The organism is Qipengyuania sp. GPGPB31, assembly GCF_038396345.1.
GTDB classification, from domain to species: Bacteria; Pseudomonadota; Alphaproteobacteria; order Sphingomonadales; family Sphingomonadaceae; genus Qipengyuania; species Qipengyuania citrea.
Genome location: NZ_CP149572.1, coordinates 1,611,980 through 1,636,686, shown reverse-complemented (window position 1 = coordinate 1,636,686; position 24,707 = coordinate 1,611,980). Strand labels below are relative to the sequence as shown.

At 65.1% G+C, this 24,707-nt stretch carries 18 protein-coding genes; 4 read left to right on the top strand and 14 right to left on the bottom strand.

Features of this window, described 5'->3' with window-relative positions; genetic code table 11:
- Positions 1–26 precede the first annotated feature (26 nt).
- Positions 27–1,535: an NAD(P)/FAD-dependent oxidoreductase gene (locus WKH79_RS08270; RefSeq protein ID WP_341858572.1), complete on the bottom strand. Its 1,509-nt coding sequence runs from the start codon at positions 1,533–1,535 to the stop codon at positions 27–29.
- Between the two features lie 173 nt (positions 1,536–1,708).
- Between WKH79_RS08270 and WKH79_RS08265 the strand changes: the two genes are divergently transcribed.
- Both WKH79_RS08265 and WKH79_RS08260 read left to right on the top strand, forming a co-directional pair.
- Positions 1,709–2,737, top strand: coding sequence for a LacI family DNA-binding transcriptional regulator (locus tag WKH79_RS08265; RefSeq protein ID WP_230832506.1), 1,029 nt, complete (start codon positions 1,709–1,711; stop codon positions 2,735–2,737).
- Between the two features lie 26 nt (positions 2,738–2,763).
- Positions 2,764–6,087, top strand: a complete 3,324-nt coding sequence (locus WKH79_RS08260) for an amidohydrolase family protein (protein ID WP_341858571.1) — start codon at positions 2,764–2,766, stop codon at positions 6,085–6,087.
- Positions 6,088–6,154: 67 nt separating this feature from the next.
- Here the strand turns inward: WKH79_RS08260 and WKH79_RS08255 are convergent, their stop codons facing one another.
- The 9 genes from WKH79_RS08255 to WKH79_RS08215 all read right to left on the bottom strand — a co-directional run bounded on the left by WKH79_RS08255 (position 6,155) and on the right by WKH79_RS08215 (position 17,621).
- The gene (locus WKH79_RS08255; protein ID WP_230832508.1) at positions 6,155–7,498 is read right to left on the bottom strand and encodes a methyl-accepting chemotaxis protein; all 1,344 of its coding nucleotides are present in this window, start codon (positions 7,496–7,498) and stop codon (positions 6,155–6,157) included.
- 59 nt (positions 7,499–7,557) lie between these two features.
- Positions 7,558–9,363, bottom strand: a complete 1,806-nt coding sequence (locus tag WKH79_RS08250) for a methyl-accepting chemotaxis protein (protein ID WP_341858570.1) — start codon at positions 9,361–9,363, stop codon at positions 7,558–7,560.
- Positions 9,360–10,895, bottom strand: a complete 1,536-nt coding sequence (locus WKH79_RS08245) for an EAL domain-containing protein (protein WP_341858569.1) — start codon at positions 10,893–10,895, stop codon at positions 9,360–9,362. Before WKH79_RS08245 ends, WKH79_RS08250 begins: the two co-directional genes overlap by 4 nt.
- 106 nt (positions 10,896–11,001) lie before the next feature.
- Positions 11,002–11,868, bottom strand: coding sequence for a protein-glutamate O-methyltransferase CheR (locus WKH79_RS08240; protein WP_063506456.1), 867 nt, complete (start codon positions 11,866–11,868; stop codon positions 11,002–11,004).
- Positions 11,859–12,965, bottom strand: a complete 1,107-nt coding sequence (cheB, locus tag WKH79_RS08235; RefSeq protein ID WP_341858568.1) for a chemotaxis-specific protein-glutamate methyltransferase CheB — start codon at positions 12,963–12,965, stop codon at positions 11,859–11,861. Before cheB ends, WKH79_RS08240 begins: the two co-directional genes overlap by 10 nt.
- A gap of 10 nt (positions 12,966–12,975) precedes the next feature.
- Positions 12,976–13,341 (bottom strand): response regulator, encoded by a 366-nt coding sequence (locus tag WKH79_RS08230; protein WP_050600899.1) that lies wholly within the window; start codon positions 13,339–13,341, stop codon positions 12,976–12,978.
- 56 nt (positions 13,342–13,397) lie between these two features.
- Positions 13,398–13,832: a chemotaxis protein CheW gene (locus tag WKH79_RS08225; protein WP_050600898.1), complete on the bottom strand. Its 435-nt coding sequence runs from the start codon at positions 13,830–13,832 to the stop codon at positions 13,398–13,400.
- Entirely contained in the window at positions 13,829–16,216 is a 2,388-nt protein-coding gene (locus WKH79_RS08220) for a chemotaxis protein CheW (protein WP_341858567.1), read from the bottom strand. Before WKH79_RS08220 ends, WKH79_RS08225 begins: the two co-directional genes overlap by 4 nt.
- A gap of 46 nt (positions 16,217–16,262) precedes the next feature.
- Positions 16,263–17,621, bottom strand: a complete 1,359-nt coding sequence (locus WKH79_RS08215; RefSeq protein WP_341858566.1) for an MATE family efflux transporter — start codon at positions 17,619–17,621, stop codon at positions 16,263–16,265.
- Between the two features lie 152 nt (positions 17,622–17,773).
- Between WKH79_RS08215 and WKH79_RS08210 the strand changes: the two genes are divergently transcribed.
- Positions 17,774–18,541 carry a class II aldolase/adducin family protein gene (locus WKH79_RS08210; RefSeq protein ID WP_341858565.1) on the top strand — a complete coding sequence of 256 codons (768 nt, stop codon included), beginning with the start codon at positions 17,774–17,776 and terminating at the stop codon, positions 18,539–18,541.
- Positions 18,542–18,564: 23 nt separating this feature from the next.
- Positions 18,565–19,113, top strand: coding sequence for a (2Fe-2S)-binding protein (locus WKH79_RS08205; protein ID WP_050600894.1), 549 nt, complete (start codon positions 18,565–18,567; stop codon positions 19,111–19,113).
- Here the strand turns inward: WKH79_RS08205 and WKH79_RS08200 are convergent.
- The 4 genes from WKH79_RS08200 to WKH79_RS08185 form a co-directional block, all read right to left on the bottom strand.
- A complete protein-coding gene (locus tag WKH79_RS08200) occupies positions 19,110–19,940 on the bottom strand; it encodes a TonB-dependent receptor (RefSeq protein WP_341858564.1) in 831 nt (276 codons plus the stop codon). The two genes, WKH79_RS08205 and WKH79_RS08200, sit on opposite strands and share 4 nt — an antisense overlap.
- Positions 19,915–21,225, bottom strand: coding sequence for a TonB-dependent receptor plug domain-containing protein (locus WKH79_RS08195; protein WP_341858563.1), 1,311 nt, complete (start codon positions 21,223–21,225; stop codon positions 19,915–19,917). The genes WKH79_RS08200 and WKH79_RS08195 overlap by 26 nt, the downstream gene beginning before the upstream one ends.
- A 152-nt stretch (positions 21,226–21,377) precedes the next feature.
- Positions 21,378–22,409: a DUF6607 family protein gene (locus tag WKH79_RS08190; protein ID WP_341858562.1), complete on the bottom strand. Its 1,032-nt coding sequence runs from the start codon at positions 22,407–22,409 to the stop codon at positions 21,378–21,380.
- A gap of 11 nt (positions 22,410–22,420) precedes the next feature.
- Positions 22,421–24,688 (bottom strand): TonB-dependent hemoglobin/transferrin/lactoferrin family receptor, encoded by a 2,268-nt coding sequence (locus WKH79_RS08185; RefSeq protein ID WP_341858561.1) that lies wholly within the window; start codon positions 24,686–24,688, stop codon positions 22,421–22,423.
- Positions 24,689–24,707: the final 19 nt, after the last annotated feature.

The window sequence follows — 24,707 nt, the reverse complement described above, 5'->3', positions numbered from 1 at the left end:
GGCGTAACGCGGTCCGCGCGCGAAAGCTACTCCGCAGCTTCGAGCTGTTCGCCAGCGCCGCGCGCATTGGCTCCGTGCCGCCGGAAGTCGAGCAGACCGTCGTCGACCGGGTCTTCTTTCATCCGCTTGCGATCGGCGACATATTCCTGGTTCAATCGCCAGGGGTAGGCCACCGCGTTCTTGGGCATGATCGCCTTGCCGCGCTGGATATAACCCGACGAGAAATCGAAGATGTCGTCTTCGACGATAGCCGCTTCCGCTGCGGGGGTCAGCACCGGTTCGACGATGTCCGCGCCGCGCTGCCGGCTTTCCTGCAGCACGCGGCAGATGAAGTCCGAGTTGATATCGGCGCGCAGCGTCCAGCTGGCGTTGAGATAGCCGAACACTGCCGCCAGATTGGGCACGTTCGAGAACATGCAGCCCTTGTAGTAATAGTGCTGCGCCAGGTCGATCTTCCGGCCTTCGCGCGACAACGCGATCTTGCCGGCGATCGCCAATTTGAGCCCGGTTGCGGTGACGACGATATCAGCCGGGATGAACTGGTCGTCGGTCAAACGGACACCGCCCTTTTCGAAAGCCTTGATATGGCCGGTCACGATTTCCGCATTGCCGCTCTTCAACGCTTCGAACAGGTCGTCGTCGGGGACCAGGCACAGCCGCTGGTCCCACGGATTGTATGGCGGCGTGAACGGCGCAAGATCGCAATCGTCGCCCAGCGACTTGCGGATACGCTTGTGCAGCGCTTCGCCCATCTTCTGCGGCTTGGCACGGGCCCGCTTGAAACCCAGATCCTGCAGCGTGATGTTCTTCCAGCGGGTGATCCTGTAAGCGGTCTTCTCGGGCAGGATCTTGCGCAGGAAATTGGCCAGTGCATCCTTGGCCGGCCGGCTGAACATCCAGGTCGGCGTGCGCTGCAGCATGGTCACCTTGGCGGCCTTGTCGCTCATCGAGGGGACGATGGTGACCGCAGTGGCGCCTGATCCGATGACGACCACGTTCTTGCCCCTGTAATCGAGGTCCTTCGGCCAGAATTGCGGATGCACGACTTCGCCTGCGAATTCGCCCAGATCGAAGCCGGGATCATAGGCTTCGTCGTAATCGTAATAGCCCGCGCCGAGATAGAGCCAGTTGGCGGTCAGATGCTTGCGTTCGCCCTGCGCGGTTTCGAGCGTGACGTGCCAGCGCGCTTCGCTGTCGCGCCAGTCCGCGGACAGCACCTTGTGGCCGAAGCGGATGTGCTTGCGGATATCGCGTTCGTCGACGATGCGGTCGAGATAGTCGAGGATGGCGGGGCCGTCGGCGATCGATTTCTCGTGCGTCCAGGGTTCGAAATCGAAGCCCAGCGTATGCATGTCGCTGTCCGACCGGATGCCGGGATAGCGGAAGAGGTCCCAGGTTCCCCCCAGATTGTCACGGCGTTCGACGATCGCGAAACTGTGACCGGGCGCCTTGTCCTTCATATGCGCCGCCATGCCGATGCCGGAGATGCCCGCACCCACGATCAGAACGTCGAAATCGGTCGCCGTATTCTTCATCTGTCTCTCCCAAGTGGCATGAGCCTACCCGATGCCGGGCCCGTGCGCCAGTCTCAGTTGCAGGGCGCAACTTAATCGCTGGTTTCAAACAGATCGTGCGCTTGCGCCGCTTGCCTCTCGCTTTCGCCAATTCGCTGGGTTAGGGCAGGCGGAAAGGGGAGAGCCTTTCGCGCATGTCCAGCAGTGACAAGACCAGGCCGCGCCCGGTCACCTCGATCGACGTGGCCGAACGCGCGGGCGTCAGCCAGTCGACCGTCAGCCGCGCCCTGTCGGGTTCCGAAACGATCACCGAAGCCACCCGCCGCCGCGTCGAACTGGCGGCGGAGGAACTGGGCTACCAGGTCAATGCGCGTGCGGCCGGGCTGCGGCGCGGCGAAACCGGGACCATCGCCATTGTCGTGATCGGCCGCGACGGGCAGGGTCCGGCGGCGATCAACCCGTTCTATTACAGCCTGCTCGGCAGCACCTGCGCAGCGGCGGCCGAGCGCGGCTACGAGGCGCTGGTATCCTTCCAGGCGCAGCCCGAGGAATTCTTTGGCCACTATGTCGCCCGGCGGCAGGCCGATGGCGTCGTGGTGATCGGTACGGCGACGAACCAGGCGGCGTGGGACTATTTCACCGCCTGCGCCAAGACCGCTGGCAGGATGGCGTTCTGGGGATCGCCTTTCGACGACAGTGTCTGGGTGCGCTCGGACAATCGCGATGGCGGCAGGCTGGCGGTGGAACGGCTGGTGCAGGGCGGCGCGCAGCATATCGTCTTCGTCGGGGATCCCGCATCGTCGCAGCGCCAGTTCCGCGAACGCTACGAAGGCTATCTTGCCGCGATGGAAGCGGTGGGCCTGAAAGCGGGTGAGGCGGTGGTCAGCAGCGGCGCGGACCGCGTGTCGCAAGGCCGCAATGCGATCGCCCAGCTGGCCGACGCCGATGCCAGGTTCGATGGCCTGTTTTTCGCCTGCGACGCCATGGCGCTGGGCGCGCTGGAAGAACTGACCGCGCGCGGCATCGCCGTGCCGGACGACGTCGGCGTGATCGGGTTCGACGGGCTCGGCTCGGGCGAATTCAGTGCGCCGCCGCTCACCACGGTCGAACCCGATTTCGCGCGCGCCGGGCAATTGCTCGTCGAGACCGCGCTCGCGTCCGAAGGCGAACGGCCCGCGCGGCGCGTCCCCGTCCATCTGATCGAACGCGCCAGCGTGCGCTGACCACATTTTCCCAACCGGAGAGCATCATGAAAACCAGCATCGCATCCGTCCTTGCCGTCCTGTTCGCCGGCCAGGCGGCTTACGCGCAGGACAACCCGCCCAGCCCCAATCCGGTGGAGGAACAGGAGGTTGATGCATCGGCGGAAACGGGTCCTGCCGAAGGCAGCGGGATTGCGGTCGATGCCGCTCCCGCCAGTGCCAACCCGGCTGCCGCCGACAGCGTGGAGAAATGGGACGTTACCGCTCCGCGCGGCGCGACGATCCGGCAGGTGCCGATACGGACGGACGAAGGCACGTGGATGGATGTGGATGTCTCGCCCGACGGGCGCATGCTGGCTTTCGCGCTGCTGGGCGACATCTACACCATGCCGATCGCCGGCGGCACGCCGACGCGGATCGCCGAAGGGCTGGCATGGGAAGTGCAGCCGCGCTTCTCGCCCGATGGCCGCCGGATCGCTTTCACCAGCGACCGCGGCGGCGGCGACAACATCTGGATCATGAACTCCGACGGATCGGACAAGCGCCAGCTCACCAAGGAGGAGTTCCGCCTGCTGAACCAGGCAAGCTGGTCGCCCGATGGCAATTACATCGTCGCCAAGAAGCATTTCACCACGCAGCGTTCGCTCGGTACCGGTGAGATCTGGCTTTATCACGTGTCGGGCGGCGGCGGCGTCAAGCTGGTCGCGCGCGCCAACGAAGCACTGCAGAAGGAGCTGGGTGAACCCGTTTACGCGCCTGACGGCAGCGCGGTCTATTATTCGCGCAATGTCACCCCGGGGCCGATCTTCGAATATGCTCAGGATTCGACGCAGGGCACCTTTGCCATCGAACGCTACGATCTGGCGACCGGCGAGGTCACCACCGCGGTCAGCGGCTATGGCGGTGCGGTCCGCCCACAGCCTTCGCCCGATGGCAGGAGCCTGGCCTTCATCCGCCGCGACAAGGACCAGACCGAGCTGTGGATCAAGGACCTCGCCAGCGGCGAGCAGCGGATGATCTATGGCGATCTCGATATGGACATGCAGGAAACCTGGGCGGTCCACGGGTTCTACCCGCTGATCGACTGGACGCCCGACGGCAATGCGCTGGTGCTGTGGGCTGGTGGCAAGCTGCGGCGCGTGGCTGCCGATGGCAGCGGCGACAGCGTGATACCTTTCACCGTCAACGACACGCGCGGAGTCGCCGATGCGCCGCACCCGGTCATCCCGGTGTCGCCCGACAGTTTCACCGCGAAAATACCGCGTTTCGCCAGCGTTTCGCCCGATGGCCGCACCGTGGTCTTCGAAAGTCTCGGCAAGCTTTACACCAAGCCGGTTGCGGGCGGCACGGCCCAGCGGCTCACTTCGGGCAATGACGAAGCGCTCGAGCTGTGGCCCTCGTGGTCGCGCGACGGGCGGCGGCTCACCTATATCCGCTGGACCGACGAAGGGCTTGGCCAGGTAATGAGCGCCAATGCAAACGGCTCCGGTGCCCGCGCGGTCACCCGCATGCCCGGTCATTATGCGCAGCCCCGGTTCTCGCCCGACGGCAATACGATCGTTTTCGAAAAGCGTTCGGGCGGCTATCTGACCTCTCCCGATTATTCGGAGAACGAAGGCATCTACCGCGTAAGCGCGGCCGGCGGCACCGCCGAACTGGTGGCACGCGACACGTCGAACCCGCAGTTCGGCGCGGATAGCGACCGGGTGTTCATGCTCGGGCGCAAGGACGGCAAGCTGCAGCTGCTCTCGGCCGATCTCGACGGTGAAGCGCGGCAGGTCCATGCCGAGGGCGAGCTGGCCACCGAATACCACGTCAGCCCGCGCGGCGATTTCGTTGCCTTCCGCGAGAATTACGAGGTCTTCGCCACACCGCTGATGCCCGGCGGGCAGGCGGTGACCGTGGGCGAAAAGGCCAGTTCGCTACCGGTGGTGCGCGCGTCCAAGGGCGGGGCGGACTACATCGGTTGGACCCAGGGCGGCGACATGCTGACCTGGACGATGGGGCCGGTGCTGTACCGCGCCAGCCTCGATACGATGTTCGCCGATGCACCGAAGGAAAAGGACGCCCCGGCCTTCGTGCCGCCGACCAGCGGTACCTCGCTCGAACGCACCGTCGCGGCTGCCAAGCCGAGCGGTACGGTGGCGATTACCGGGGCGAAGATCCTGACGATGGCGGGGGATGGTGCCGGCGCAATCGCCAATGGCACGATCGTGATCACGGGCGATCGCATTGCGGCGATCGGCCCGGCCGATCAAATTGCCGTGCCGCAGGGCGCATCGGTGATCGACGCTGCGGGCAAGACGATCATGCCGGGGCTGGTCGACGCGCATGCCCACGGGCCGCAGGGCGTCGACGATCTCGTTCCGCAGCAGAACTGGTCGCTGGTGCAGAACCTCGCCATGGGGACCACCACGCTGCACGATCCTTCGTCGAGGGCGAGCATGATCTTCTCCGCTGCGGAGCGTCAGCGCGCCGGCACCCTGCTGGCGCCGCGGATATTCTCCACCGCCGAGATCGTCTACGGGGCCAAGGCGCCCAGCGTCTATGCGCGCATCGACAGCTATGACGATGCGCTGGCGCACATTCGCCGGATCAAGGCGCAGGGCGGCATCTCGATCAAGAACTACAACCAGCCGCGGCGCGAACAGCGCCAGCAGGTCGTCGCGGCCGCCCGTGAAGAGGACATGCTGGTGGTGGCCGAGGGCGGTTCGCTGTTCGGGATGGACATGAACCTGATTGCCGATGGCAATTCGACCATCGAACACAATGTCCCGGGCGAAGTGTTCTACGAGGACGTGCTGCAGTTCTGGGAAGGGTCGCAATCGAATTATACGCCGACGCTCGTCGTGACCTATGGCGGCCTGGCTGCCGACCCCTACTGGCGCCAGGCTACCGACGTGTTCGACAATCCGCTGATGGTCCACACGCCGCCGCGCCAGTTGATCGCGCAAACCGCACGCCGCGTTACCGCTCCCGACTGGGCTTTTGTCGATGACGAAGCCGCGCGCGAGGCGAAGAAACTCGCCGACCGCGGGGTGAAGGTCAGCATCGGGGCGCATGGCCAGCAGGCAGGTGTCGCCGCGCACTGGGAACTGTGGAGTTTCGCTCGCGGCGGAATGAGCCCGGTCGAGGCGCTGCGAGCCGGGACGATCGAACCGGCCCGTTCGCTGGGGATGGAGCGCGACATCGGCAGTCTCGAAGTGGGCAAGCTGGCCGATCTGCTTGTTCTTTCGGCCGATCCCAGCGAAAACATCCGCAATTCGGACAAGATCGACCGCGTCATGCTGGGCGGCCGGCTGTACGATGCGCGGACGATGAACGAGGTCGAGACCGGCTCTACCCGGCGCCTGCCCTATTGGTGGGAATGATGGAGAGTGCGGCGGCGGGGATTTGCCTCGCTGCCGCCGTCTCCCGATTGTCCTCGGTGCGGGCCTCTCAGGTCCCGCGGATATGGTTGAGGAATTCTTCCACGCTGCTTTTCAGCGCACCGGCCTGACCTTCGAGCTCGCTGGCTGAATTGAGAACCTGGCTGGCCGCCGAACCGGTGGCGATGCTGGTTTCGCGGAACTGGTCGATATGCGCGGAAACCTCGTCGGTCGACCGCGCCGCCAGATCGATGCTGCGCGCGAGGTCCTGTCCGGCGACCGATTGCTGGTCCACCGCGCTGGCGATCGAGGTCGCAGTGGATTCGAGTTCCTTGATCTGGCCGGCGATCGACCGCAGCGCGCCGACGCTGGCCCCGGTCGAATTCTGCATGGCCTTGATCTGGTCCGCGACTTCCTCGGTCGCCCGGCTCGTCTGTGCGGCCAGTTCCTTCACCTCGCTCGCCACGACCGCGAAGCCGCGGCCTGCCTCGCCGCCGCGGGCGGCTTCGATCGAGGCGTTGAGCGCCAGCAGGTTGGTGCGCTGGGCGATCGACTGGATCAGTTCGACGATCTGCCCGACCTGATCGGCCGAATTGGCCAGCGCGGAAATGGTTTCGTCGGCGCCATTCGCCGCATCGGTGGCCTTGCGCGCCAGTTCGGCGGAGTGGGCGGCCTGCCGGCTGATCTCGCCGATCGACATGGCGAATTCGTCGGATGCCGCGGCTGCGGCAGTCACGCCGCCCGCGGCCTGTTCCATCGTTTCGGTAACGCTTTGTGACTGGCGCGCAGCCTGTTCGGCAGTGGCAGCCATGCCCGAAGCGGTCGAATTGAGCTGACTGGCCGCAGTGGCGACACCGCTGACGACATCACCCACGCCGGTTTCGAAATCGCGCGCCATGCGGATGATTTCGGCCTTGCGTTCCTCGGCCGCTTTCTTGCGCCCGGCAAACAGTTCGTCGAGCTTGTGCCCCGAGCGCAGGAAAACGGAAAATGAGCGCGCCAGATCGCCGATTTCATCGACGCGGTGCGTATCGGTCACCTGGATGTCGCGTTCGCCCTGGGCAAGCCGGGCCATGTCGTCCTTGAGCTTGATATAGGGATCGATAACGTGTCGCAGGACGAAACGCAGGCTGGCGAGGCCGCCGAGCAGGGCGACTGCCAGGACGATCAATGTGAGTACCTGTGCGGTGCCGGCAAAGGACGGGAACAGAAAGCCCGCCTGTGCGATCGCAGTCACGAGCGTCAGCCCGCCCAGCGAGAAAATCGATGCGATCCTGGCTTTCGCAGCCAGCGGCCGTGCCATGAACCAGGCGCCTACCGCGCCGCGATGATGATCTTCCGCGGCATCGATGATTTCGATTTCCGCGATTTCGCGGGCCAATTCGTCCGCGATGATCGTGCTATGTGCGTTCATCCCCAAGCATCCCCCTCTTAAGGCCGTATCAACCCTGAGCGAGAATGCTTGAAATCACGTTAAGCCGCGCGAACGTGCTCCACGAACTGCGCGACATGCGATTTCAGCGTGGTGGCCTGAGCCTCCAGTTCGGTCGAGGAATTGAGCACCTGGCTGGCGGCCGCGCCGGTCGCGAGACTGGTTTCGCGGACCTGGCCGACATTGCTCGACACGTCGTCGGTCGACCGCGCTGCCAGATCGATGCTGCGGGCGAGATCCTGTCCGGCCACCGACTGCTGATCCACCGCGCTGGCAATCGAAATGGCCGCGCCCTCCAGTTCCTTGATCTGTTCCGCGATCGAGCGCAGCGCGCCGACGCTGGCGCCGGTGGAATTCTGCATGGTACGGATCTGTTCGGCGACTTCTTCAGTCGCACGGCTGGTCTGCGCGGCGAGTTCCTTCACTTCGCTTGCCACGACCGCGAAGCCGCGGCCGGCTTCGCCCCCGCGGGCCGCCTCGATCGAGGCGTTGAGCGCAAGCAGATTGGTCCGCTTCGCGATCGACTGGATAAGCTCGACGATCTGTCCGACCTGTTCGGCCGAAACGGCAAGCGTGGAAATCGTATCGTCCGCATTGCCGGCCATGGCGGTGGCCTTGCGGGCGAGTTCGGCCGAATGCGAGGCCTGACGGCTGATCTCGCCGATCGACATGGCGAATTCGTCCGACGCGGCCGCAGCCGCGGTAACCCCGCTGGCGGCCTGTTCCATCGATGCCGTGACATGCGTGGTCTGCGTGGTGGCCTGTTCGGCGGCGGCCGCCATCGAACCAGCGGTCAGCTTGAGCTGCGCGGAAGCGGTGGCGACGCCATTGACCACTTCGCCCACGGTGGTTTCGAACCGCTCGGCGAAGCGGACCATTTCCGCGCCGCGCTCGTTGCGCAGCGCTTCGCGTTCCTGCGCCATCCGCTCGACTTCCCAGGCGGCCTGCAGGAAGACTTCGAGGGCGCGCGCAAGGTCGCCGATCTCGTCGCGGCGCTCGGTCGCGGGAATGTGAATGTCCTTCTCGCCATCGGCGAGCCGCGATGCCACATGCGTCATCCGGCGCAGCGTGCCCGATACGTCGCGCCCGATGTAACGCGCGCTGAGCCAAGCAATCCCCAGACCAATGACCGCCACGCCGAAGAACGACGCGAACAGCCACCCGATCAGCGTCTGCGACGCTGCATCCGACGTCTCGCCTGTGGCTTCGATGCTTTCGCGCGCCGCTATGGCGAGGTCGACAACCTCCTGGCTTTCGCCATAGACGCTGTCCGAAAATTCTTGCCACTGGCGCTGCGTCCCGCGCGAATTCTGTGCGGCAACCACGCGCGTACGCAGCGCCGCCAGTCTGGTGTCGAGCTGTTCGATCTGCGGGAGTACCTGCGGCGCGACTTCGGCTGCACGGGCTTCGACGCGGCCAAGATTGCGATCGGTCTGGTCGAAGGCCGCCTTGGCGGCGACCAGGTCGTTGCCGTCGCCCGAAATGGCGTAACGCTGGACGAACAGCCGGCCCTCGTTGATATCGGCGACCATCCGTTCGGCCATTACGGAAGCGGCGGAAATCGCCATGCGTTCGGAGCGCGCCTGCAAAGCGAAGAAGCCGCCCAGGCACGTGGCAAACAGGCAGAGTAGGACAACGGCGATATTGGCCGCCGAGATGGCCCGCAGTTTCTCCCCGACCGACTTGTCGGCGAGCCAGCCGTTCATACCGCTCGAATCCGTATGGTCCGGCTGTTCATGAGCGGCGCCGCGGTAGTGCGGGGCCCCGGTATATTCCTGCGGCCGCTGGGTGGGCGAAGCCTCGCCCTCGGCAACCATGCCGCCAACCATATCCTGCAACGCACTCATGCAATCTGTTCTTTCCTGTTGGCCTTCGACCGGCGCAGCCCGACGGGCTTGCCGAGATACTGGCCGATTTCTTCGGGCGGCATGGCTTTGAAATAGAGCCAGCCCTGGATCTGATCGCACCCGGCGGCGCGAACCATGGCTGCTTGTTCTTCGGTTTCGACGCCTTCGGCCGCGACGCTCATTTTCATCGCGCGGGCGACGGTAATGCTCGACAGCATCATTGCGCGGCTGCCGTCGTCTTCGCTGGCCTGGACCACCAGGCTGCGGTCGAGCTTGAGCTTTTCGAAGCGGAACTGGCGCAGGAAGCCGATCGATGCATAGCCGGTACCGAAATCGTCGAGCGAGATCTTGACCCCGAAGCTGCGCACGACCGACAGGCTGCGCTCCGCCACCACCGGATCGAGCACGAGACAGGTTTCGGTAATCTCGAGTTCGAGACGCTCCGGATCAAAGCCGGTCTCTTCGAGGATATGGCCAAGCTGGATGGGAAATTCGGGATTGCGCAGCTGCGCCGCCGAGATGTTGACCGACAGCGCGATATCGCCCCACTGCAACGCGTCGCGGCAGGCCTGGCGCAAAACCCACAGGCCGATCGCATTGATCAGCCCGCTTTCTTCGGCGACCGGGATGAAGGTGCTGGGCCCGATGCATGCGCCATCGGGCCGTTCCCAGCGCAGCAGGCATTCGACCGCATTGATCGTCCGGGTGCTGGAATCGACCAGCGGCTGATAGTGCAGCCGGAACTGCCCTTCAGCCAGCGATCGCCGCAACTCGTCGTCCATTTCCTGCAGTTTTTCGCGGCTGCGGTCGAGCGCCGAACTGAACCAGGTGCAGCGCATCTTGCCGCCGCGCTTCGCCGCATACATCGCAATATCCGCGCGGCGCAGCAGTTCGGAGGAAGGGACGAAGTCCTGCGTGGTGCTGCGCGCCAAGCCGATGGACGCGCCCAGGGTCAGGCGCCGGTCTTCGACATGGATCGGCTTGGCCAGCCGTTCGATGATGCGTCGGCACAGGCCTTCGAGCAGTGTCCCGGCCACCGGACCGCCGATCATCATGGCGTATTCGTCACCGCCCAGCCGGTAGATGCCGGCTTCGCCATCCGAGATGTCGCCGAAGATGCGGGCGCATTCGCGGATCGCCGCGTCGCCGACGAAATGGCCGTAATGGTCGTTGATCAGCTTGAAGCCGTCGAGGTCGATCATCGCCAGCGCGACTTCGTGGCCCTGCCGGTATTCGCGCTGGATATCGAAGTGCAGCGCGCGGCGATTGGGCAGACGGGTCAGGCTGTCGCTACGCGAGAGATGCTCCACCCGGCGCAGGTGCCGCCGTCCGACATAGGCGCACACGACGGTGGCCAGGCCGAAGGCCAGCGCACCCATCGAAAGAATGGTGGAGGGCGAGGAAAAGCCGAGATAGCGATTGGCGATCGTGGTCGACCACGTCAGCGCGAAAATCGTAGCGAGCACAGCCATGGGACCAAAGACGATCGCCCATGCGCTTTCGCTTTCGCGATACCCGTACGAACTGCTCATCATCCCTGAATCGCGCCTTTTCTCGTCTTACCCTAAGGGTTTACGCGGTATTCGCTAAGGAAGCGTAAATGGTCGGTTTACCCTTTGGGGCGGCGTCGGCGGCGGCTCAGGAGACCGCGGCGCGCAGCGGCGGCCGGTTGGCCGCGGCGAGGTCCTCATAGACCGGACTGTAAAGCGACGAGCCGAAAGCGGCGGGCTTGAACCGTTCGGTCTGGCCCACCACGGTCTCGCCCGCACCGAGCATCAGCCAGCCATCGCGGGCAATCCCGCCCGCGAGCCGGTCGAACGCGGCGGCGCGCGTTTCCGGATCGAAATACAGCAGCACATTGCGGCACATCACCAGATCGAACCGTCCGGGGGACGGCGGATAATCGAGGATATTGTGCTGCTGGAAGCGCGTCATCGAACGGATCCTGTCGGCGGCCTGCCAGTGGCCGTCGCAGTCGGTGAAGAAGTTCAGCATCTGCGCGACGCTGATCCCGCGCTGGATCTCGAACTGCGTATACTGCCCGCTGCGCGCCGTCGCGATTGCCTTGTTCGAAACGTCGGTTCCGAGAATTTCGATCGTCCAGTCCTTCCACCGCCCCGGCTGTTCGGCGAAGATCATTGCCAGGCTCAGCGCTTCCTGGCCGGTCGAGCAACCGGCCGACCAGATCGACAGCCGTTTGGTGGCGGCCCGTTTCTGCGCAAGATCGGGCAGGACCTGGTTGGCGAGGACGGAAAAATAAGCGTTGTCGCGGAAGAAATAGGTTTCGTTGTTCAGCAGGGCCTCGACCACGCGGGTTGCCAGCTGCTGTTCGCCGGGTCGCTCGAGCATGCACGCCAGCTGGTCGACATTCTCGATCCCGCATTCGCGGAACAGGCCAGCCAATGCACTGGAAACCCGCCAGCGGCGTCCTTCCGTCAGTTGCTGTCCCGTACGCTGTGCAAGCAGGTCGCCGATGATGCGGTGCGAAGCATCGTCTACCGCCATGCATCGGCTCCCGCATTGGCCAGCAAGGCGTCGGCCAATTCGGCGGGCGGCAGGACCGCAGCAGCCAGGCCCATTTCGGTGACCGCGCGCGGCATGCCCCACACCGCGCAGGTTTCCGCATTCTGGGCATACATGGTGCCGCCGGCGGCCAGCAGCGAATGGGCGCCGTCGGTGCCGTCGCGGCCCATCCCCGAAAGCAGGACCCCGGCGACATGGCCGTCATACACTTCGGCCAGTGTTTCGAACATCGGATCGACCGAGGGCATGCAGCCGCTCTTCACCGGATGATAGGCCAGGCCGAGAACCCGGCGGCCGCCCGACTTGCGGACCACCAGATGTCCGTGGCCAGGCGCGATGTAGATCTTCCCGCGCTCGATCATCGTCCCTTCGTCGGCGAGGATCGCCGGGCGTTCGGCGGCCATTTCCAGCTGCTGCGCGAATACGGGAATGAAGCTGGGCGGAAGGTGCTGCGTAACCAGGATCGGCAGGTCGAAATTCTTCGGGACCTGCCGCAGGAACAGGTTCAATGCATGGATGCCGCCGGTCGAGGCGCCGATGGCGACGATCTGCGGCGGTTTGCCGACGCGCTGCACCTCGGCAGGCGCGGCGACGCCGTCCGCGGCAGCCGCTGCGTCGCTGGCCGAAGGGCCCTTGAGTGCGCGGATCTTGCCAAGCAGGCTCGACTTGTAGTCCTCGTTGAACCCGCCCGGGCGGGGCTTGAGCATGGTGTCCGCCGCGCCCAGCGACAGCGCCTTGACGGTTGCCTCGGCGCCATCGGCCGTCAGCGAGGAGATCACCAGCACCTTGGTTTGCGGAGCCGCCTGCCTGATCCGGGGCAACGCCTCGAGCCCGCCCATGCCGGGCATTTCCAGATCCAGCAGCATCACGTCGGGTGCGGCCTTGGCGAGTTCCGCGAGGCCGCTCTCGGCGCTGTTCGCAGTCGCCAGGATCGACATGTCGCGTTCCTGCTTGATCATGCGCGAGAACACCGTGCGCACGGTCAGCGAATCATCGACGATCATCACGCGAACCGGATCGGGGCAGAATCCCCCGGTGCCGGCCGGTTTCAGTATTTCGGAACGGAGGGGCGCGCCCATGTCAGATCCTTCAGGCCATGCCGACAAGCTGGAGCTTGATCTGCAGCGTCTCGTGATCGAACGGTTTCATGACATATTCGTCGGCCCCGGCGTTGATCGCCTCGCGAATGTGCGCGACATCGTTTTCCGTGGTGCAGAATACGACCTTGGGCTTGTCGCCACCTTCGCGCTGGCGCAGCTGAGTGATGAATTCGATGCCCGTCATGACCGGCATGTTCCAATCGAGCAGGACGACGTCGGGCATGCTCTCGGCACACTTGTCCAGTCCCTCCTGACCGTTTTCGGCCTCCTCGACCTGGAAGCCGAGCGTCTCGAGGATATGCCTCGAAACCTTGCGGATGACGCGCGAATCATCGACGATTAGGCAGGATTTCATTTCAATGACCTCTGGTGTTTGCCAGCCATCCGTAGCGGCCGAGGGTAACCAATCGCTTAAGCCGCCTGCGAAACCGGGCCGGACACGAGCGCTTCGACATCGATCAGCAGCGTGGGACCGCCATCGGTTTCGACCATGCCGCGCGTTGCCGCCTGCCACCCGGCGCCGAACCCGCCGGGCACCTCGATCGGATCGCTCAGCGCTTCGCCGACATCGTACGCCGCATCGACCAGCAGGGCATAGAGATGGCCGTCGATCTCGACGACCGCAGCCCGCTGGTCGGGCGGCGCCTGGGCGGTTTCAAAACCCAGCGCGACCGAGCAATCGATCACGGTCAGCGCCTGGCTCCGCAGCGCGGTCAGGCCGCGGATGAAAGCGGGGGCCCCGGGAATCGGCGTGATGTCCTCGATCTCGATGACCGACTGGACGCGTATCGCGGGGATCGCCGCCCGGCGCCCCGCGACCATGCACATGAGCAGCAGGTCGTTCATGCTGTTTCTCCCATCCGGGCCTGTTTGAGCGCGTTCAAGAGCGCTTCGCGATCATAGCGGTAGATACTGTCCGCCCCGTCGCCGGGTGCATCGGGTTCGTGGCGCAGGCGGATGACGCGTCGCGCCGGTCCCGCGGCCACCGCCGGGGCTTCGGCCAGCTCGATCGCGACGTCGCTTTCTTCATCCCCGTCACCGGCAATGCGATAGCCAGCGGCTTCGACCAGCGGCTCGAGTATGGTGCGCGCCCAGTCGCTGTCCGCGGGCAGGCGGCACGACAGGGGCGGGGCCTTGCGCTGGCCCCCGCTGTGGCGCGCGAACAGCGCATGGCCGTCGATGACCGGCACGGGCCGCTCGTCGATCAGCGCGACGCCTTCGATCATGGCATCGGCATCCGATGGGATGACCTCGCCCTCGAGTTCGGCAGCATCGAGAACCTCGCGGACCGCGTAGACGATTTCGCTGTCGCCATCGGACAGGCGCAGCAGGCGGCACCTGTCCGCGGTGAGTTCACCATGTTCGAGGCCGGCAAGCGGGTAGATCGCGCCGTCGATGACCGCCTGCACGCGCGAGCCCTCGATATCGATCGCCTCGCGGGCGATGGTGTCGATGCGGCGGACCAGTTCGAGCCGTACGGCGCGCCGGCGACCGTCGAGCCCGGTGAAGAGCATGATCGGCTGGGCCTTGCGCTGCTCGGCCGTCTCTTCCTCGGGCACGCGGGTGGCGCTGCGCATCTCATTCACGAGCTCGTGCTTCTGCGCGATGCTGGGCAGGTCGAGCAGCATCATCGGGCGGCCGTCGTCGAGCAGGGTAGTGCCAGCGTAGAGTCCGGTGTCCATGATCGCGGGTGCGATCGGTTTGACCACCACGTCTTCGTGATCGTAGACCCGATCGACGGCGAGCGCGAAGATATCGTCGCTGGCAAGGCGCACCAGCACCAGCGTGCTGGCTTCCCAGTCCATTGCATCGTCGGCCTGAGTGCCGAGGATCTCGGCCAGCGAAAGGCAGGGCACGCGTTTCCCGCGGAAGGTGATGAGACGACGATCGCCCGCTTCGGCGAAGTCGATATGGTCGCTCGACCCGAACACGATCTCTTCGACATAGCTGCGCGGAATGGCGTAGCGTTGCCCGTCGCTGCCTACGGTCAGCGCGGCGATGATACTGAGCGTGAGCGGAAGCTTGAGATAGAAGCTCGTGCCCTCGCCGGGTTTGCTGGCGACGTCGATCGACCCGCCCACGCGTTCGATGTTTGCGCGCACGACGTCCATGCCCACGCCCCGGCCCGACACCGAACTAACCTCGTCGGCCGTCGACAGGCCGGGTTCGAAGATCAGGTAATGCTTGCGCCGCTGCGACATGGCATCGACTTCGGCCTGGCTGTAGATGCCCGCCGCGACAGCCTTTGCTGCCAGGCGTTCGACATTGATGCCGCGCCCGTCGTCGCTGATCGTCAGCGTGATCCGGTTGCCCGACTGGCGTGCGGCGAATTTGAGCAGGCCGATCTCGCGCTTGTCGGCCTTGATGCGTTCGCCTGGCCCTTCGAGCCCGTGGTCGATCGCGTTGCGGATGATGTGCGTCAGCGGATCGCGGACCATTTCGACCATTTCGCGGTCGAGCTCCACTTCGCCGCCTTCGAAATCGACCATGACCTGCTTGCCCAGCTCGTTCGAGAGATCGCGGACCAGCCGTGGGAGCGAGCCGAACAGGTGTTCAAGCCGCTGCATGCGCATGCGGGTGATTGCATTGCGAACATCGGCGAGGATCGCGCTGAGCCTATCGAAGGGGCCGTCGATCGTCGGTTGCTCGCCCGCCTCGCGCAGGCGCCGCGCCAGATCGTTGCGCGCCAGGACCATGTCTGACACGCCCTTCATCACCTCGTCGAGCAATTCGGTCGGCAGGCGGATCGACCGCTGGACGCCATTGCTGCGCGCGGCCTTGGGCGCGGCATCGTCTTCGCCGGCGGCGGGTTCCGCCTGCTGCGGCGCCGCGGCCTTGGGTTCGCCGACGACGCTGGTGATCTCGCCGGGTTGCAGCGCGGCGATCAAGTCCTCGTCGCCTTCGGCTGAACATTCCTCGCCAGCCTCGATCGAATCGGTCATCACGCCGATCCGGTCGATTATCGCGAGCACTGCCGATACCAGCGCACGGTCGGGTTCGCGGCGTCCGCTGCGGCATTCGGACAGGGCATCCTCCGCCGCATGGCTGAGCTTCTCGAGCTGCGGGAAGTCGAAGAAGCCGCAGTTTCCCTTAACCGTGTGGACGAAACGGAAAATGGTATCGAGCCGCGCCGTATCGGACGGATCGGCTTCCCACGCGACGATTTCGCCGCTGCTGGCTTCCAGCATCTCGCGAGTTTCGGCGACGAAGTCCGCCAGCAGGTCATCCATGTATCATTGCCCCTCGTACGATCGGAAGGGCTATGGACCATGATGGTTAAGTATTGGTTTGAGCCTGACGCCCTCGATCGGGGCCTGCCCGCAGCACGCGCCAGACGATGAAAGCGGCCAGCGCGCCGCCGGCGAGATTGGCGACCAGCTCCGCTGCGTAGATCGCCGAGGAACCCCAGCCGGAGCGCAGCACCCAGCCGAACGGCAGCATGACCAGGAAGACCCGCGCCGCGCTTTGCGCCAGCGCAAGTCCGGCCTTGTCGACCGCATTGAGCGCGCCATTGGCCACGATCAGCAGGCCGAAGCCGGCATAGCCCCATACCGAAATCGCCAGATAGCGCGAGAACTCCTCGATCACGGCCGGATCGTCGGTAAAGATATCCGCGAACCAGTCGCCGGTGAAGAACAGCACCACGGCGATTGCGAGGCCGTAGCCGATGCAGAACAGACCCGACCACCACATGGCGCGGCGTGCGCGGTCGGCGTGGCCTGCGCCCCAGTTCTGCCCGACAATCGCCCCGATCGATCCCGACAGCGCCAGCAGGGGCACCACTGCGAAGCTTTGCAACCGCCCTGCCGCGCCGAACCCGGCGACTGCGGCCTCGCCCTGGCTGGCCAGCAGCGCGGTGAGTACCGAGAGGCCGATCGGGTTGATCGCGTTGGAAAACGCCGCCGGGCCGGCAACCGAGAGGATGGCCTTGCTCGATTCCGCGACGTTGCAGTCGCGGATCGCTGCGGGGTTGATCTGCAGGCGCGCGCCCTTGATCAGCCACAGGGCGACAAGGATCGCGATGAAGAACCCGGCGATCGTCGCATAGGCCGCTCCCGCCACGCCGAAGCCCCCGATCCCGAAAGCGCCCGTTATCAGGATCGGGTCGAGCGCCCAGTTGGCCACCGAATAGGTCAGCGAGACATAGCTGGTCTTGCGCGCCTCGCCCTGGCCGCGCAGCACGCCGTTCAGCCCCATCTGGAGCAGCATGACTGGCAGGCCGAGCGCATAGGGGCGCATGTATTCGCCGATCAGCGGCAGCAATTCGTCGGATGCCTGCATCAGCCGGAACAGCGGATCGAGCAGCAGGTAAAGGATCGCGCCCAGCGCCACCCCGGTCGCAAGCGCGAACACCGCGCCGAAATTGGCCCGCCGGCCGGCGCGTTCGGCATCGCCTTCGCCGAGTGCGCGCGCGATCACCGAATTGATGCCGACCATGACCCCGACGCCGAGGCTCGAAAGCGCGATTGTGATCGGGAAGATGAAACTCACCGCAGCGAGTTCCTGCGCGCCGAGCTGGCCGATGAAATAGGCGTCGATCAGGCCGACCGACATGATTGCCGCAACGCCGAAGACCATCGGCAGCGTCTGTCCCACCAGATGGCCGCGGATACTGCCGCTGGCTAATTTGGCCATCTCGCTCATCGCTGCGGGCGTTAGCGCCCGCTCGCGCGCTTGCCTAGCGCGAACTCTTCCCGCTCGCGTAGAAGCCTTCGGGCGCTTGCGAAGAAGCCTTCGGGCGTGCGATACAGGTCTTCAAACGAAACCGCTTACGGAGAGAGCGAGCCATGGCCACCCAGATGAAAACCCGCGATTTCGAATGCAGCGATGCCGAATGGCAGGCGCGGCAGGACCTGGCGGCCTGTTACCGCATCTTCGATCACCTCGGCTGGGGCGAGAGCATCTACAACCATATCTCGGTTGCCGTCCCGGGTGAGGAAAACGTCTTCCTCATCAACCCCTTCGGCCTGCTTTACGACGAAGTTACCGCGTCGAACCTGGTCAAGATCGATGTCGAGGGCAACAATGTCGGCCCGTCGCAATACATGGTCAACAAGGCGGGCTTCACGCAGCATGCCTATTTCCACGAGAAGCTGGGCGCGCGGGCCAATGCGATCTGTCATGTCCACACCACCGCGACGATGGCGGTGTGCAGCCACAAGAATGGATTGCTGCCGACCAATTTCTATGCCTGCAATTTCCAGGGGCAGATCGGCTATCACGATTTCGAAGGCGTCACCGTTCGCGCCGAGGAAGGCGAACGGCTGGTCCAGAACCTCGGCAACAATTCGATCCTGATGCTGCGCAATCACGGGCCGGTGGTCATGGACAAGACCATCCAGGGCATGTTCGTGAAAATGTGGGCGCTGCAACGCGCCTGCGAAATCCAGGTCGCCACGCTGAGCCAGGGTGAAGCCAATGTCATCTCGCAGGAAGTCGTCGATGTGCACCAGCGCGATCTGTCGGTGATGCAATCGCAGGGCGGCGCGGGCGTGTTCGACTTCGAAGCGTGGAAGCGCCGCGTGTCGAAGATCGACGACAGCTGGAAACACTGAAGCCTCACTAGGCCGCGCCGCGCATGACCAGCATGACCGTGAACGGGAAGCCGATGCGCTTCCTGATGGATCCCGATACCCCCCTGTTGTGGGCTTTGCGCGATGCGGCCAATCTGACCGGCACCAAATATGGCTGCGGCGAGGGGGATTGCGGCGCCTGCATGGTGCATGTCGATGGCGAGGCGCTGCGATCGTGCCTGATCACCATTTCCGAGGCCGAAGGGCGTTTCATCACCACGATCGAGGGGCTCAGCCGTGATCGGTCGCATCCGGTGCAGCAGGCGCTGGTGGCCGAGCAGGCGATCCAGTGCGGCTATTGCACGCCCGGCATCGCGATGGCCGCCAGCGCGCTGCTGGCCAAGACCGCCGCGCCGAGTGAAGCGGAAATAAAGGCGGCCATCCCCAATCTGTGCCGCTGCGGGGTCTATCCGCGGCTGGTTCGAGCGATCGAGCGGGCCGGCCGGGTGGCCCGGCGGGCGGAGACGATCAGCGCCGCGCCCGCGCCCGGCATCGATGCCCGGGACGCCGCGCGGGAAGTTCCCGCGATCAGCGCCCCGGCGACGCGCGACTAGAGCGCGAAGCGCACGCCGATCCGCGCGCTGAAGGGTTCGGCGGGCTGGATGTTGTTGTTGCCGTGCGCGCTCGGGTAATAGGTTTCGTCGAACAGGTTTTCGATGTTGAGCTGCAGGCTCAGGCGATCGCTGACCGTGTAGAACGCCGCGGCATCGACCCGCCAGTAGCCCGGCAGTTCGACCGTGTTCGAGAAACTCGCGAACTGGTCGGACTGGTGGATCACACCGAAGCCGAAGCCCAGTTGTTCGGTAACATCGAAGCGGTTCCACGCGGCGATCTGGTGCTTGGGCGTCTGCTGCAGGCGCTGGCCCGCGGGGCCGAAGCTGCTCGCCGTGCGCAGTTCGCCGTCGAGATGGGTGTAGCCGATGTTGGCTTTCCAGAAGTCGGTGATTTCGCCCACCGCGCCGATCTCGAACCCTTCGACGCGGCTTTCACCGGTCAGGGTGGTTACGCCGGTGCTGTCGGTGAAGGGGGTCTTGCTGCGGTCGAGGCGGAACACCGCGGCAGTCACCAGGACCTTTGCCAGCGGCGCCCATTTCACGCCCAGTTCGTAATTGGTGAACTTTTCCGGTTCGAACTGCGCCGAGGTCGGGCTGAGCACGAGAAACTGGTCGCCCGCCTGCGGCAGGAAGCTTTCCGCATAGGAAGCGTAGATCGACAGGTCGCGGTTGGGCTTCACGATCACGCCGAAGCGCGGGCTGACCTTCTCGTCGACCCGGTCCCCCGCAACGCCGCCCACCAGATCGAGCGTGTCGAGGTCGAAACGGTCCCACCGAAGACCGCCGACCAGTTCGACGTGGTCACCGATCTGGAGCTGCTCCTGCAAATAGAAACTCAGTGTTTCCAGCTGCAGAATCGCGCAGCCGCGCACCTGCGTCGAGCGTGTAGGGCGGGATGAAGATCGTCTCGCCAAGGGGCGTCTCGTTCGGAGCCAGCCCGCCGGTTCCAGGGGCGCGGGTGAAGCTGACCGTATCGCGTCCGTTGCGCGTGTCCTGCCGGCTGACCTCGAAACCCAGCAGCAGCGTGGATTCAAGCGTATCCCCGCCCGCCTGCCAGACCAGATTGCCCTGGCCGATCCAGTTTTCGCGGTCGGTATAGTCCCGATAGCCGCCGAGGAACACGGTATCGGCCGTGCTGTCGAGCCCGCTCGGCAGGATGTTGGCATAGACCTTGTCGTAATCGGCATACTGGATCGTGCCATTGGCGCTGAGCCCGCCGCCGAATTCGTGTTCGATCCGGACGCGGCCTATATGCACTTGCGCTTCGGCCTGGTTGAAGCCGGGATCGCCGAAGAAGGTTTCGTCATAGCCGCGCAGCGGGCCAGTCCCGGCGACCGAGGGCACGCCCCGATCGGTCACGCGGTGGTCGTCGTCATAGGTGTAGCTGGCGACCAGCGTGGTCTGCGGGCCGAGCTCGGCCGTCAGGGTCGGCGAGATGCCGAAGAAGCGGCCTTCGTAGAAGTCGCGGTGGCTGTCGAATTCCTCATAGGTGGCATTGAGCCGGAGCGCGGCGCTGCCGGACAGCGGCTGGTTGACATCGGCCAGCAGCGCGAAGGCACCGAAGCTGTCGATGCTGGCTTCGCCCGACACTGCCTGGCCGTTCAGTTCCGCGCGCTTGGCGACGCGGTTGATCGCCCCGCCGCCGGCGCCGCGGCCGAAGATCAGCGCATTGGCGCCCTTAAGCACTTCGACGCGTTCGATGTTGTAGAGCGAGCGGTAGTATTGCGCATCGTCGCGCAGCCCGTCGATGTAGAAATCGGCGGTGCTTTCCTGCCCGCGGATGAACACCTCGTCGCGATGGCCTTCACCGGTCTCCATGCTGATGCCGGGGACATAACGCAGCGCTTCGTTCAGCTGGCGGATCGACTGGTCTTCCAGCTGGTCCTCGGTGATATAGCTGACGCCCTGCGGTACGTCGATCAGCGGGGTCGGGGTCTTGGTCGCGCTCGATCCGTTCTGCGTGCCGTAATCCGACTCGCCATTGCCCGTGACCACGATATCGGTCGGCAGGTAACTGCGCTCGGGCTGCACGGCTTCGTCGGCGTGGGCCACGGCGGGGAAGAGCAGGGCGGCCCCGGCAAGCAGGGCGGCGCGGCGGTGAAGATGGGGCATCCGGATCTCGCAAGTGATAAAGGTCTCAATTGCCCCGGTCAGCTATTGAGAAGTATTCGCACTTGCAAGGGCAGTCGGGGATATCCCGTAGTCTTCGCGCAGGGTGACACGGCTTTCCCCGTGCCGCCCTGCGATAGTGTTGCCTCAGCGCATCAGTATCCGGCTGCGGTTGCCGCATGCGCCGCAGCCGCAGCCCCCGGGGCCGTCGCCGTGCGAATCAATTCGCGCGCTTCGGCAATCGCTGCCGCTTCGCCGAGATCGCCCGACCGGATCTCGTTCGCGATGGTCAGCAGGCGGCCGCTGATCACCGTCCCGGTCTGCGCTTCCTCGGCGATGGTGATGCCGCCGCGCGCCTGCGCCACCGCATCCCATTCGGCGCGAACCGCTTTCCAGTAGCTTGCAGTGTCCGCCCAATAGGCATCCGCCGCTGCGACGTTGTAGTCGTCGAAGGCGTCATAGGTGTTGAGGACATATTCCTGAACCACCGGCGTGAGGCCATCCGCGGCGGAGCCATCGGGCATCATCTTGGTGTTGTCCTGCCAATGGATCCAGCCGGTGGGGGTCAGCTGGTGTCGGTTGATCGAGGCATAGCGATCGTAGACCGGGTCGCGCACTGCATCGCGGCGGGCGAGCGGGCGCCAGGTCCAGTTCGAACGCCAGCGGCGAATGCCCTGGCTGTCCTGCCATTCGCCCCACCCGGCATAGCGCGGGCTGTCGTCGACCTGATAGACCGTCTGCGACCAGCGCCCATTCCGCAGCCGTTCGGGCATTTCGACCCATTCCCATTTGTTGGGGCCGGTATAGGCGAGGATTTTCTCGGGCTCGTATTCCCAGTCCTGGCGCCAGTGCTTGATGACGAATTCCTCGCCTTCGGACCCGACCACCAGCAGATGCTGAAGGATGATCCTGGTGCCGGTATCTTCGACCACACGGACCGATTCGTGCCCGCCCGAAATCTTGCGGTCGAGTGGTTCGTAGCCCCTCATCCACGGGGTCGATTCCTGCATGTCGAAGCGGACCTTGTAATCGCCTGCCATGCTCAGGATGGTTTCGCGATCGCGCTCGAAATGGGCGTTCTCGACCGCTTCGCCGCGGTCCGCGATCGGTCCGTCGGCCAGTGCGGGGGCGGCGACGAGCGCGGTGGCGAGAAGGGCGGTGCGGAAGAAAGTTCGTACGTTGGTCATGGTGTCCTCCCTCAGAACTGGAAGCTGAGCGAAACGCTCGCATTGCGGCCGGGCCGGGTATAGGCATCGGTCGTGGTGGATGTGGCCGAGAGACCCCTGACGTCCTGCCAGTAGGCGTATTTCTCGTCGAAGATGTTGAAGATGCCCGCCCGCAGTTTGAGCGCGTCGGTTACGGCGAAGAAAGCCGTGGCGTCGAGGATGGTGAAGGCATCGGGGCGATAGCCGCCGTCGGTTTCGTCGAGCGGTTTGCGTGCGTGATGCGTTGCAATCAGCTCGCCGCCGAAGCGCCCTTGCGGCTGGCGATAGCCGATTCCCAGAACCAGGTTGAGCGGGTCGATCGTGTCGAGCGGGGCGGGGGCCTGACCCGGCGAGAGAATGTCGCCATCGGCATAGGCAATCGCGAAGCGGCTGTAGAAGCCGTTGCCCATGCGGAAATTCGCCTTGGCCTCGACGCCATCGATGGCGACCGCATCGTAATTGACGAACTGGTACTGTGCCGGATCCATCGGGGTGAACGACCCGCCGACCACCTGCTGGCTGATGAAGTCGTCATAGTCGGCAGTGAAGGCGGCAAGCTGCAGCGACACTGCCTCGGTCGAGAACTTGATCCCGCCCTCCCAGCTCTCGCTGGTCTCGGGGCCCAGGTCCGGATTGGGCAGCGAGGTGTAGCCATAGGCCAGGTTCTCGAAGAAGTTGTTCACCTGGTACGGCGTCGGCGCGCGGAAGCCCTGCGCGTAATTGGCGTAGAGCAGGACGTCGTCCGCCAGCTTGACCGTCACGCCCAGCTTGGGCGACAGGCGATCATCGCTTTGCGCCGATCCCGCGAATTCGGGCAGCAGCGGATCGTCGGTCGGGTCGAGATCGTAGAAATCGTACCGCAGCGCGGGAAATACCGTCAGCGCGCCGTCGAAAAAGGTGAATTCGCTCGCCAGGAACAGCCCGCCCAACATGAAGTCGGTCGCGGGGAAGGCGCGGGTCGGGAAGACTTCGCCGAAGGGCGGTTCGGTGCCGTCGCGCAGGCCTTCCTGCCGGGTCCAGCTGATATCGCCGCCGAAGGCCAGCGTGGTGCGGAAGGCGTCGTTGCGGAAGACGCTGCGCGCTTCTGCCGAGGCGCCGTAGACTTCGTTCTCGAACGTGTTCAGCCGCTCGCGATCGGGGCGCGGGGTGGCGCCGACGGGCGAGCGGTCCTCATCGGTGAACTGCACGTCCTGCCCGTCCTGATAATAGGCCGCGGCATGCGCGTAATCGATCACGCCTTCACCGGCATAGGTCCAGTCGAGCGAGACGCGACCGCGTTCGGTGGTGTCGAGCGCGGTCAGATCGTCGACGATCCAGCTGGGGAAGGGGCCGAAGAGGAACGCCGGACCCTGCCCGGAGAGGACATCGGTGGCGACTTCGGTTTCGAGATATTCGCCCGTCAGCCGCACCCGGTGCGCGCCGGTGTCCCACACCAGCTTGCCCAGGACGGCGTTCGAATTGCCGTCCTGCGGATTGGGCAGCGTGCGTGAGCTGCCGAGGCCGCCGATTTCGCCGCGGTTTTCCAGTTCCTGGAAGTCGCGCCGGGTGTAGGACAGCATCGCCGAGACATCGCCGAAGATGCCGGCAAGCGCCGCGGTCTCGGTGAACTCCTCATCGGCGCTCGAATAGGAGGCACGGACAAATCCGCCGAACCGGCTGCCGGGTTCGATGAGATCGACCGGGTCGCTGGTGGTGAAGCTGATCGCGCCGGCCAGCCCGTCGCTGCCGTAAAGTGCGGAAGCCGGACCGCGCAGGATCTCGACCGACTTGACGAGGCTTACATCGGTGTACCCGCCGCGCCCCGCATCCTGCGCGCCAAAGGAAAAGCCCTGCGGGCTGCGGATGCCATCGACCTGGATGAGCACGCGGTTCCCGCCGATCCCGCGGATGATGAAGTCTTCGTTCCGGGCACGCCCGGTCGCGCCGAGCGCGGCACCGAAGCGGGCCGGTGCGCGGCGCACCGAAACGCCGGGTTCGTAGCGCACGAGGTCCTTGATGTCGGTGGCGAGTTCGTCGGCGATCTGCTCGTCGTCGATCACGGTTACCGTCGCCGGGGCGTCCGCAATCTGCAGCGGAATGCGCGTAGCCGTGACAACGATCTGTTCGTCATTTTCCGTGACTGCCTCATCCGCCGCCAGCGCCGCTGCGGGCGTGCAGGCAGCAGCCAGTGCGGCGAGGGCCGATCCCGTTTTCCAGCCAGCGCTGCGGTTCCTGACGGGCGCGCCGAAAACGCGCGTGGCCGGTTCGAGTGTCGATCTCATCATATCCCCTGTGGTGTCC